The organism is Paenibacillus sp. EB106-05-06-XG162, from assembly GCF_058791655.1.
Map to the genome: position 1 here is coordinate 290,320 of NZ_JBYTDT010000003.1, position 12,648 is coordinate 302,967.

9 protein-coding genes are annotated in these 12,648 nt (G+C 46.7%); all 9 read right to left on the bottom strand.

Annotated features, from left to right (window positions below):
• Window positions 1–298: 298 nt before the first annotated feature.
• The 9 genes from AC3WU2_RS10115 to tig all read right to left on the bottom strand — a co-directional run bounded on the left by AC3WU2_RS10115 (window position 299) and on the right by tig (window position 12,592).
• Entirely contained in the window at window positions 299–886 is a 588-nt protein-coding gene (locus AC3WU2_RS10115; RefSeq protein ID WP_492453727.1) for a non-ribosomal peptide synthetase module, read from the bottom strand.
• Between the two features lie 179 nt (window positions 887–1,065).
• Complete coding sequence (yihA, locus tag AC3WU2_RS10120) at window positions 1,066–1,704, bottom strand: ribosome biogenesis GTP-binding protein YihA/YsxC (RefSeq protein ID WP_492453729.1); 639 nt, start codon at window positions 1,702–1,704, stop codon at window positions 1,066–1,068.
• Between the two features lie 32 nt (window positions 1,705–1,736).
• Entirely contained in the window at window positions 1,737–4,076 is a 2,340-nt protein-coding gene (gene lon, locus AC3WU2_RS10125; protein WP_492453731.1) for an endopeptidase La, read from the bottom strand.
• Between the two features lie 102 nt (window positions 4,077–4,178).
• Entirely contained in the window at window positions 4,179–5,912 is a 1,734-nt protein-coding gene (gene lonB / locus AC3WU2_RS10130; RefSeq protein ID WP_492453733.1) for an ATP-dependent protease LonB, read from the bottom strand.
• A gap of 272 nt (window positions 5,913–6,184) precedes the next feature.
• Window positions 6,185–7,615, bottom strand: coding sequence for an alanine/glycine:cation symporter family protein (locus AC3WU2_RS10135; RefSeq protein ID WP_492453735.1), 1,431 nt, complete (start codon window positions 7,613–7,615; stop codon window positions 6,185–6,187).
• 223 nt (window positions 7,616–7,838) lie between these two features.
• Window positions 7,839–8,942: a flavodoxin-dependent (E)-4-hydroxy-3-methylbut-2-enyl-diphosphate synthase gene (gene ispG, locus AC3WU2_RS10140; protein ID WP_018757001.1), complete on the bottom strand. Its 1,104-nt coding sequence runs from the start codon at window positions 8,940–8,942 to the stop codon at window positions 7,839–7,841.
• Window positions 8,943–9,062: 120 nt separating this feature from the next.
• On the bottom strand, window positions 9,063–10,322 hold the full coding sequence (gene clpX, locus AC3WU2_RS10145) for an ATP-dependent protease ATP-binding subunit ClpX (protein WP_018757000.1): 1,260 nt from the start codon (window positions 10,320–10,322) through the stop codon (window positions 9,063–9,065).
• Between the two features lie 12 nt (window positions 10,323–10,334).
• Window positions 10,335–10,925, bottom strand: a complete 591-nt coding sequence (clpP, locus tag AC3WU2_RS10150; RefSeq protein ID WP_018756999.1) for an ATP-dependent Clp endopeptidase proteolytic subunit ClpP — start codon at window positions 10,923–10,925, stop codon at window positions 10,335–10,337.
• A gap of 380 nt (window positions 10,926–11,305) precedes the next feature.
• Complete coding sequence (gene tig / locus AC3WU2_RS10155; RefSeq protein ID WP_379345653.1) at window positions 11,306–12,592, bottom strand: trigger factor; 1,287 nt, start codon at window positions 12,590–12,592, stop codon at window positions 11,306–11,308.
• Window positions 12,593–12,648: the final 56 nt, after the last annotated feature.

The following is a 12,648-nucleotide window of genomic DNA, read 5'->3' on the forward strand; positions in this document are numbered from 1 at the left end:
CCCTTCCTAGGAATAAAATGTTTGAAAAATTTCATCCGCTAGGACCTACGTCATTCACTTCCCGAGGGAAAACTCTCTCGCAACATACAATGTCCTGAGTGAATCCTGGTTCCTATATTCTTTTCAACGAGAATAAAAATAACATCTTCTGCCCAGAAAAGCAATACTTTTTTTTGGTGATTATTTGAAATGAGCTGGAGCCCTCAGCCCCGTATACAACATATGCAATCCACCTGTATATGTGTCAATACAAAAAAAGGAATCCTCACGGACTCCTTTCACATATAAGTGCACGATTTTACGCTTCTAGTACGAATAATTGTTGGGTATACACGCTTAGCTTCGCATCAATTTGGGCGATTTGTTCAGGGTTCTCCGCCCGATTTCTTGCATCGAGCAACATATTAATATGATCTTGGATCCCCTCAATCTGGGCTTCCACTTGACACAGATTAAATAATTGCTGCAATTGACCAAGTGTATCTTTATACTCGAATACGAGACGATCTTGACCATCTACATGTTCAATAATTCGAGATACTTTGCCCTGATCATACTTGTATTCCATCGTATATCCTCTGTAAATTCGATTCACGATCGCGTTTCCTTTAAACGCTGCTAGCGCTTGACGCATCGCATTGGTCAACTTCGGTTTAACCAGACGGCAGGACGTTTCACATACATACGTCTTCGCCTTCCGTTGAAACGGTAACCGAATCTCCTCCCCTGCACCATCCTCAAGAACAACTTCTTGATTGCCGTTATCGAGCACGAGCACATACGAATGGATGTGCTGCTCTTCAAAACTATGCACAAACTTGGACATCTCTGCTTCCGTTAACTGTAAACTGGCTTTAACATACTCTGTGGCCAACCGTTGACCCATACAAATCTCCTCAATTCTTTAACTTACAACTTCGAAAATTCAATGCCTTAAGGATATTATACACTACCAAGCACAATTATTCCTGCTCATCAGCATTGATTTTTCTTCATTTTTCACGAAAAATACGTATTTATCCGTGAAGAAATTGAGGTTTTAATGAAGATACTCTGTTTCCTACACTAACTTTGAGGATTCCCTACATCATCTGTTGAATCTTCCACAACTTCCTCTGCCTGCTGTGTGTAGCGGCTAATAATTTCCCACAGCTCGTCCTTGCCCAGGCCGAGTTCTGACGAGAACATGACCATTGGATTCTCTGCGGTCAACTGCAGGTCATTTTTGATCACTTTCATATGCTTATGCCACTGACTCTTCGGCAATTTATCCGCCTTGGTCATAACGACGCAGGTCGGGATCTCATAATGAATCAACCACTCACGCATCATGATATCGTCCTTTGAAGGGGGGTGGCGGAGGTCTACGACCTGTAGCACCAATTGGAGCGGATCGCGCTCCAGCAAATATCGCTCAATCATTTTGCCCCAAGCTTGACGTTGGGTTTTCGATACTTTCGCATAACCGTATCCCGGAAAGTCTACAAAATATAATAAATCATTAATGCGGTAATAGTTCAGACATTGTGTCTTGCCGGGCTGCGAGCTTGTCCGTGCCAGGTTCTTGCGGTTAATCATACGGTTAATAAGCGAGGACTTCCCAACATTAGAACGCCCTGCCAGAGCAATCTCCGGCAAGGCATCATCAGGATATTGGTCAGGTCCTACAGCGCTAATGATAAATTCTGCTTGTGTTACTTTCATGTCGTCTGTAATTCCTTTCTTATTCAACAACTTTATTCAGATAACGTAATCGGCTCGACCAGTGCGTGTTCCAGGACTTGATCCATATGACCGACGAAGACGATAGTCACGTCGTTCTTGACGCTGTCTGGAATATCCCGCAGATCACGTTCATTCTCCTTCGGAAAGAGGATCTTCTTAATCCCGGCACGATGTGCTGCAAGAGACTTTTCCTTCAGGCCGCCAATCGGGAGCACACGACCACGCAAGGTGATCTCTCCTGTCATCGCAACATCCTTCGATACATAACGGTTCGTAAGCGCTGAGATCAGCGCTGTTGCGATCGTAATCCCTGCGGATGGTCCATCCTTCGGAATCGCGCCTTCCGGCACGTGAATGTGCACATCATATTTTTCATGGAAATTCGGTTCTAGCTTCAGCGCTTCCGCGCGTGAACGCGTATAGCTGAACGCCGCTTGAGCTGATTCCTTCATGACATCCCCAAGCTTGCCTGTGAGCGTCAGCTTCCCGGTTCCCGGCATCACGGTGACTTCGATATTCAACATTTCTCCGCCAACCTCCGTCCAAGCAAGGCCTGTCACTGAACCGATCTGATTCTCTTCTTCAGCATGACCATATCGGAATTTCGCTATGCCCAGATAATCCTTCAGATCATCCGGTGCAATGACGACCTTCTCATGCTCATGAGCGACGATCTGCTTGGCAGCTTTCCGGCAGAGCGCGGCAACCTGCTGTTCCAGATTACGAACCCCTGATTCCCGTGTATATTCACGAATAACCTTTAAGAGTGCAGCATCTTCAATTTCAAGCTGTTCTGGCTGTAAGCCATGCTCTTTCGTCTGCTTCGGCACCAAATATTGCGTTGCAATTTGTTGCTTCTCGATTTCCGTGTACCCCGGAATATATAGCATCTCCATCCGGTCAAGCAGCGGTCTTGGAATATTATGAACCGCATTTGCCGTCGTCACGAACATGACATTCGATAAGTCAAACGGCAGCTCGACGAAATGATCGCTGAAGCTGCTGTTCTGTTCCGGATCCAGCACTTCGAGCAAGGCTGCCGATGGATCGCCGCGGAAATCGGACGCCATCTTGTCGATCTCGTCGAGCAAGAACACCGGATTCATGGAGCCGGCGGTCTTCATGCCTTGAATGATTCTGCCTGGCATCGCCCCTACGTACGTCCGTCGGTGTCCGCGAATTTCTGCCTCATCCCGAACGCCGCCGAGCGAGATGCGCACGAATTGACGGCCAAGCGATCTTGCGATTGAACGCGCCAAGGAGGTCTTCCCAACCCCAGGCGGCCCAACGAGACAGAGAATAGGGCCTTTCAACCGCTTGACAAGCTGTTGGACCGCAAGATACTCAAGCACACGTTCTTTTGGCTTATCCAGACCGTAATGATCCTCATTCAATATTCGTTCCGCTTCCTCAATATCCAGATGGTCTTCCGTCTTGTTCGACCACGGCAAAGACAATAACCAATCGACGTAATTACGGATTACGCCGCCTTCTGCTGAAGAAGCAGGCGTCTTCTCGAGACGATCAATTTCCTTGTTGATCTTCTCCTGCACCGACTCCGGCGCATTCAATTCCGTGAGCTTCGCACGCAGCTCCTCAACTTCGCCGAGGCGTCCTTCTTTCTCGCCAAGTTCCTTCTGGATGGCCTTCATCTGTTCGCGCAGATAGTACTCCTTCTGCGTCTTCTCCATCTGCTTCTTCACGCGTTGGCTGATCTTTCGTTCAAGCTCCAGCACTTCACGCTCGTTATTCAGGATGTCGAGCAGCTTCTCCAGCCGTTCCGTCACATCAATCGTCTCAAGAATTTCTTGCTTATCCTTCATTTTGAGCGACAAATGACTTGTAATCACATCCGCGAGGCGCCCAGGTTCTTCAATATCCGTTACGGCAGCAAGCGTCTCCGGCGTTACTTTCTTCGACAGATTTATGTAGTATTCAAACTGGTTGAGCACCGTACGCATCAGCGCATCGGTCTCCGCATCGGATAATTCTTGTTCCGGCAGCTCCTGCACCGAGACTTCGAAATATTCCGCATTATCCACATACTGTAGGATCTCAGCGCGGATTACACCTTCAATCAATACACGAATCGTACCATTCGGCAGCTTCAGCATATGTTTAACCTTGGCAATCGTGCCTATCGAGTAAATATCATCCTGACCCGGATCTTCAATATTGACGTCCGATTGAGAACACAGCAGAATCATATTGTCATCTACCATTGCTCGCTCTAAAGCCTTAACTGACTTATCCCGTCCCACATCCAAGTGCAATACCATGCTAGGATAGACAAGCAGTCCCCTTAAGGGCAGTAGAGGGATACGGCGACCTTTTGCTTTATTTAGGCCCATGTGTTACGCACCTCCAGTGGCTCTCAATAAGATGTTTATAACATTTTATCAAATGTTGCTTAAAAAAACCAATTGGCCTGAAAGCGCCGATCAATCAAGCGATTATACTCCGCCGGACTCTGTGGAACGCACATCATCCATCGATTTGGCCTGCAAAAACGACGTCGCGGGCGGCGTGATAAAGAGGTCCTTATCGTGTGGAAGCTCTAACAGAACTTCTTGCACCGCTTCACCGAACACATGCTGGAATACCTCTTGGATTGTGTCAACAGGAATGACTTTCAGACCGTTCAAGCCCGAGAAAATCTCCTGCCAATTCTCCCGAGGGATAATAACGGTTGTTGCCCCCGCTTGGAAAGCAGCCTCTACTTTCGCAATAACCCCGCCAATCGGCTTCACCTTCCCGTGTATACTCACTTCCCCTGTCATCGCAAGCTTGTTATCAATCGGAACATGGTTCATCGCTGACGCAATCGCTGTAGCCATTGCAATACCAGCTGAAGGACCATCAATCGGCGTTCCGCCCGGGAAGTTCACATGCAAATCAAAGCTATACGGATCGAGCCCAATGGTCCGAAGAACGGTTAAGACGTTCTCAATGGATCCCTTCGCCATACTCTTCCGGCGCAGCGTACGCGACCCTCCGCCCAATTCTTCTTCGTCGACGACCCCTGTAATATTCACTTTCCCTTGACCCGGTTTGCTTCGTATCGCCGTTACCTCAATCTCCAACAGCGTGCCCATATTCGGCCCATAGACGGCAAGACCGTTCACGAAGCCAATACTTGGCGCTTGTGGAATTTTACGATCAGGACGCGGTGGGATTTGACTGCTATTTACAACCCACTCTACATCTCCGGATGTAATCGAATTACGTTTCTCAGCCATCGCAAGTCCTGCAGCCAGCTGGATGACATTTACGGCTTCACGTCCATTGGTTGCATAACGCGATACTACATCTACCGCTTCAGGACATGGATCGAACCCAATTTTGCGTACGGCATCCGATGCAATCACCCGAATTTCTTCCGGAAGCAATGGACGGAAGAAGATCTCCATACAGCGCGAGCGAAGCGCAGGCGATATCTCTTGCGGTGAACGTGTCGTTGCACCCACAAGACGGAAGTCTGCAGGCAAGCCATTTTGGAATATGTCATGAATATAGACAGGAATATTCGTATCCTCGGAGTTATAATAAGCACTCTCCAAGAACACCTTGCGATCTTCTAATACTTTTAACAGCTTATTCATCTGGATCGGATGCAATTCCCCAATCTCGTCAATAAACAAGATGCCCCCGTGCGCTTTGGTGACCGCACCTGGTTTGGGCTGCGGAATGCCAGCTACCCCCATTGCTCCTGCACCTTGATAAATCGGATCATGCACAGACCCAATCAACGGATCGGCGATCCCTCGTTCATCGAATCTTGCAGTGGTTGCATCAATCTCTGTAAACTTCGCATCTGACAAAAATGGAGAATTTGAATTTTTCTTCGCTTCTTCTAGGACGACACGCGCGGCGGCTGTCTTCCCAACACCCGGTGGTCCGTATATGATGACGTGCTGCGGATTTGCACTGCATAGCGCAGCCGTCAGCGCCCGCAAGCCGTCCTTCTGTCCTACAATGTCCCGCATCGTTGTCGGTCTTGTCTTCTCCGCGAGCGGTTTCGTCAGGGAAATCGAGCGCATTTTGCGCAGCTTATCCATCTCCTTACGTGATTCGCGATCCACAGCCGTCCGATTCGTTTTTTGCGATCTTAACAAGTTCCAGAAATAAAGGCCGATAATAATCGCAAAAAATACTTGAATGAACATTAACGCCATACTGAAATCCATCCATCATTCCTCCTCAATGCATCCTCGTTATCTCTCTTGAATCAAATCTCTTGAACAGCACAAAGAAACCGAGAAAGTGTAATACGTCATAGTATTTCCCTTTCTCGGCTCAATTAACCGCTTAGAGGTAATTCAAAAATCATCTTTTGCCCACATCAGAATGTGAACATTCTGATTGGCGAATAAACCAACCTTTATATCGCGGTCGATCACCATTGAATTACTTCGATCAAGGTTTATCTCATCACGGTGATTTTTGAATCTTTATTATATTAACTACTTTTAACTTCCCAGCAGTCCGCATGCTTCAAACCCGGAATGCGGTCCGCCGTAAAGACCGGATCCAGTCCCTGCTTCCTCTGTTCTCGATAATCCTTGAGCGCAGCGAGCGCATATTTGCCAATCAGCGCAATAACGATTAGATTAATGAGCGCCATAAAGCCCATGAATAGATCGGCCATATCCCACACGAGCGAGACCTTGGCTACGGATCCTAGAATGACCATGGCAAGCACGATGAGCCGATAGATCAGCATCCAGATTCGTGTATGACGTCCTTTGCTTATGAATTCAATATTACTCTGACCATAATAATAGTTCCCAATCAAGGAGCTAAATGCGAACAAGAAAATGGCAAGACCAATAAATCCATTCGCCCAGTCGCCGACTTGTGAAGCTAGTGCTTGCTGCGTTAATTGAATGCCATCATAATCCCCGCTCGTATGAACGCCTGAGAATAGAATGATGAACGCCGTCGCGCTGCATACGAGAAGCGTATCTACGAATACCCCGAGGGATTGAATCATCCCTTGCTTAACCGGATGGCTTACGCTTGCTGTAGCCGCCGCATTCGGGGCACTCCCCATCCCGGCTTCATTGGAGAATAGACCGCGCTTGATCCCCATCATAACCGCTGTACCGAGACCCCCAGCAGCCGCCTCTTTCCAACCGAATGCATGCTCTATGATTAATGCGAACACGCTTGGAATCGCCGTGAAATTCATAACAATAACAAAAAGCGCTAATAAGATGTACCCTGTTGCCATAATCGGTACGATGATGGAGCTTACTTGCCCAATTCGCTTCACACCGCCGAAAATTGTAAGTGCCAGCATAATAGCGAGGACAATCCCGATCCATAACGGATCCCACCCGAACGACCCTTGGAAGGCAGAGCTCATCGTATTGACTTGTACCGCATTAAATACGAACCCGAAGCTAAATGTAATTAATATAGCAAAAATAATGCCTAACCACCGCGCATTCAGCGCTTTTTCCATATAATAAGCAGGTCCACCTCGGAAGGCCGATCCGTCTCGTTCTTTGAAAATTTGGGCTAGTGTTGACTCGATAAAGCCAGATGCCGCGCCAAAGATCGCCATAACCCACATCCAGAACACGGCGCCGGGTCCACCTAGTGATATGGCAATCGCTACGCCCGCAAGGTTCCCTGTTCCGACCCTTGACGCTGTACTAATACAAAAAGCTTGGAAGGAAGAAACGCCCTTTTTGCCTTCTGCATCGCCCTGTTCCTTCTCCACCAATAATCTCAACGTCTCACGAACCGCCGTCACTTGCACGAACCGAGAACGAATCGAGAAGTATACTCCTAATGCGATAAGGATCGCGATTAGAATGTAAGTCCACACGAAATCATTTAATACTATTATTTGCTCATGAATCCACTCCACGAAAGCTATCATCCCTTCTTCTGCCGAATCTTGATGTCATGTTTCTTGACATAAGATACATTTTAACGTAACTTTCAGAAAATGAACACTTTTTTATCGTTATTCACCTTATATAAATTTTACCTTTCGCAGATCTGCCACAAACTATACAAAATAATCCCAACTATACCAACAAAAAAAAGCATGCCCTCCTTCTGCATGAGAACATGCGAATGAAAGACATGCTATGTGTTTATTAAGCGTGCTGTTTACGTCCTGGAATTTCTCCCGTACGATTATACACGTCAACGATTATATCTATTTCTTTCTTCAATTCATTCAATAGTTCCGCTTCTGGCACCTTACGGATCATTTCTCCATAACGGAATAACATCCCTTCACCGCGCGCGCCTGCAATTCCGATGTCAGCTTCTCTCGCTTCACCCGGTCCATTCACGGCACAGCCCAACACAGAGACTTTGATCGGAACCTTAATCTTCGAGATGTACTCTTCGACTTCATTGGCAATCGAGAAGAGATCAATATCGAGACGCCCGCAAGTCGGACAAGAAATTAAAGTCGCTGCGTTAGAAATCAAACCGAACGATTTGAGGATTTCTCGTGCAACCTTTACTTCCTCCACCGGATCCGCACTCAAGGAGATACGTACCGTCGAACCGATGCCCATCGATAAAAGCGCACCGATCCCTGCAGCACTCTTCACAGCGCCTGTGAATAAGGTTCCTGCTTCTGTAATCCCGAGATGAAGCGGATAGTCGAAGCTCTCCGAAGCCATTCGATAAGCCTCAATCGCCATCGGAACATCCGATGCTTTAAGAGAGACGATAATATCGTGAAAATCAAGTTCTTCCAAGATTCCGATGTGGAACTTGGCGCTCTCGACCATCGCTTCGGCCGTTGGATAACCATACTTCTCAAGCAAGTGGTTCTCAAGCGAGCCCGCATTCACGCCGATCCGAATCGGAATCCCCTTCTCTTTACACGCCTTCACAACCGCTTCGACTTTCTCACGACGACCGATATTCCCCGGATTAATCCGTACCTTATCAATCCCATTCTCGATGGCCGCTAATGCAAGGCGGTAATCAAAATGGATATCCGCCACGAGCGGAATATGGATCTGCTTCTTGATCTCCTTGATCGCCTCAGCCGCTTCCATATTATTCACCGTTACACGGACTACTTGGCAGCCTGCTTCTTCGAGACGAAGAATTTCCGCCACGGTTGCTTCCACATTTGCCGTCTTCGTTGTACACATGCTCTGAATGATGACTTCATCACTGCCGCCAATCGTTAGGTTGCCGACTTTGATCGGTCGTGTCTGCTTTCTCAAGAACATACTTATTCTCTCCCAAGAACGTCAAAACTCCACCCGTCATCCACCAGCGCTACCTAGCACGGATTTCCGAATGAACAAGTGGAGAATTTGAGTCGCGTTATATATTCACTTCACGCCAGCTTAGGCGCTCTCTTCTTTTTTCTTGCTCGGTTTCTTCGCCGTCAACTCAGGCACAACCTTCTCCTGAATGACTTTCTCTGTAATGACGCAGTTCGTAATATCGTCGCGCGATGGAACTTCGTACATTACATCTAGCATAACACCTTCAATAATGGAACGCAAACCGCGTGCACCGGTATTCCGCTTGATCGCTTCTTTCGCGATGGCTTCTAATGCCGCATGTTCAAACTCCAATTTGACGTTATCCATCTCAAGCAGCTTCTGGTATTGCTTCACAAGCGCATTCTTCGGCTCGGATAGAATGCGAACGAGCGTACTCTCATCCAGTGGCTCAAGTGTCGAGATGACAGGCAGACGTCCTACAAACTCAGGAATTAATCCGAATTTGAGCAAGTCTTCCGGCAATACCATCGATAGGTACTCGCCTGGTTTCAATTCTTTCGTGCTATCTCCAACGGAGTTAAATCCGATGACTTTCTTACCAATCCGGCGCTTAATCAACTGCTCTAGGCCATCAAATGCCCCGCCGCAGATGAACAAGATGTTCGTCGTATCGATTTGAATGAACTCTTGATGTGGGTGCTTCCGTCCGCCTTGCGGAGGAACCGATGCAACCGTACCTTCAAGAATTTTGAGGAGTGCTTGCTGCACGCCTTCACCAGACACATCACGCGTGATCGAAGGATTCTCCGATTTGCGAGCAACTTTATCGATTTCATCGATATAGATAATACCGCGTTCCGCTTTTTCCACATCGTAATCTGCAGCTTGGATTAGCTTCAGCAAGATGTTCTCAACGTCTTCACCCACATATCCCGCTTCCGTCAAGGAAGTTGCATCCGCGATTGCGAACGGAACGTTGAGGATTTTAGCCATTGTCTGGGCAAGCAACGTTTTACCTGAACCTGTGGGTCCAACTAATAAAATGTTACTCTTTTGCAGCTCAACATCTTCAATCTTGCTTTGGGTGTTAATCCGTTTGTAATGGTTATACATCGCCACGGATAATGACTTCTTCGCTTGCTCTTGACCAATGACATATTGATCTAGAATATTGCGGATTTCCATTGGCTTCGGAATATCTTTGAGATCGATATCCTCATCGTGACCAAGTTCTTCCTCCACAATCTCTGTGCAGAGCTCGATACACTCATCACATATATATACACCAGGACCAGCTACGAGCTTACGCACTTGTTCTTGCGATTTGCCGCAGAACGAACATTTCAGCTGACCTTTTTCTTCGTTAAACTTAAACATGGAATTCCCCCCTTAGTTCAAAATGGGCCGAGTGAGAACTTGGTCAACCAGACCATAAGCTACGGCTTCTTCTGCACCCATAAAATTGTCGCGGTCTGTATCACGTTCGATCTTCTCAAGGGGTTGACCCGTCGTATCCACATAAATTTGATTCAATTTCTGCTTCGTCTTAATGATCCAATCCGCATGAATCTTAATATCGGTCGCTTGACCTCTCACACCGCCTAATGGCTGGTGAATCATCACTTCACTATTCGGCAAGACGAATCGTTTGCCTTTCGCTCCAGCTGTCAAGAGTAGAGAGCCCATACTTGCAGCTAGACCGACACAGATCGTTGATACATCCGGTTTGATGAAATTCATTGTATCCAAGATACCCAATCCAGCTGTTACCGACCCACCCGGGGAATTGATATATAGTGAGATATCTTTCTCCGGATCTTCGGCTGCCAAAAAGAGGAGTTGGGCAATGACTGTATTGGCTACATCATCATCAATCGCACTCCCCAAAAATATAATGCGATCCTTTAACAATCTCGAGTAGATATCGTAAGATCTTTCGCCTCGATTTGTTTGCTCTACAACCATAGGTATCAGATTCATTTGACCAACCTCTTTTCCTCTTCAATTAGTGAATTACTGTTATTTTATCACGTTCCAGGTGCCATGTCATTTCCTCTGCAACGACGCTATTACATTCTATGTATCATGGAACAGGAAATTGTGTCTTGCACAAACCTTGGGGCACAGCAATATGTGAAAAAACAATGGGTTGAACGTGATTACACCACCTTCAAATCCATTTCATTAGCGAACGACTTATAAGCCTTGCGAAGGCAAAGCTATCATAGGCTGCATGAGCGACTCGAAGTAGATGACCTCAACGTTCATTATGTATGTATTCATATCTTACGAAGGCTGAATTGGTACAAATAAAGGCACGCATGTGATATACGTGCCTTATTGACCTGCTTCAGTTGTGATTAGTTCTTGCTGTTATCAACGAGGAATTGAACCGTTTTACGGATTGCAACTTCCTCTTGAAGATTTGCAAGGGAACCGTTCGCGCTCAAGATGCTGCGGATTTCGTCTGTGGAGCGTTTGTACGCTTCAGCCATTTTCGAAAGTTCTTCCGTTACATCTTCTTCCGTCGCTACGATGTTCTCTTCTTTTGCGATTTGCTCAAGAACAAGGTTGTTGCGAACGCGTTTCTCCGCATCCACTTTCATTTGACCTCTCATGTCTTCGATCGTTTGACCGGAGAATGTCATGAACATGTCAAGGTTCATACCTTGTGCACGAAGACGGTTGTCGAAGTCGCGAACCATTGCATCAACTTCAGTGTCGATCATTGGCTCAGGAATTTCAACTTCAGCTGCTTCTGCTGCTTTCTCAACGATTTCGCCTTCACGTTTCGCTTCGTTTTCTTTCACTTTGCGATCAGAGATTTGTTTTGTCAAATCTGCTTTGAACTCGTCAAGTGTATCGAACTCGCTTACGTCTTTAGCGAACTCATCATCAAGAACTGGAAGTTGCTTGCGTTTGATTTCATGAAGCTTCACTTTGAATACCGCTGGTTTACCAGCAAGCTCTTCAGCGTGGTACACTTCAGGGAATGTTACATCAACATCTTTGAAGTCGCCTGTTCCAAGGCCGATCAATTGCTCCTCGAAGCCTGGAATGAACGATTTGGAACCAAGTTCCAAAGAGTAACGCTCGCCTTTACCGCCTTCAAATGGATTACCATCAACGAAACCTTCGAAGTCGATGATAACTGTGTCGCCTTCTTTAGCTGTATCTTCGTCGATAACAACCAATTCAGCGTGACGTTGTTGAAGACGCTCAAGCTCAGCAGCTACTTCTTCGTCTGTAACCGTTACACTTTCAACTGGAACGGAGATACCTTTGTATTCGCCCAATTTCACTTCAGGCTTAACCAATACTTTTGCTTTGAATACGAAGTTCTCGCCTTTACCGAATTGTTCAACATCGATCTCAGGACGATCAACTGGCTCGATGTTCGTCTCCGCAACCGCTTCAGTGTACACTTCCGGAAGCAAGATATCGATTGCATCTTGGTACAAACTTTCAATACCAAATCTTTTTTCGAAAATAGGGCGTGGAACTTTACCTTTACGGAATCCAGGCACAGCTACTTTCTGTACAACTTTTTTGAATGCCTTGTCTAAGGCACCTGTAACGCGCTCTGCGTCAACTTCAACTTGTAGAACCCCAAGGTTCTTCTCTATTTTTTCCCAGCTTGCTTTCATTTTATGCCTTCCCCTCCAAAAAATTCACATGGCTCGATGCACATGATCAGCGTTTT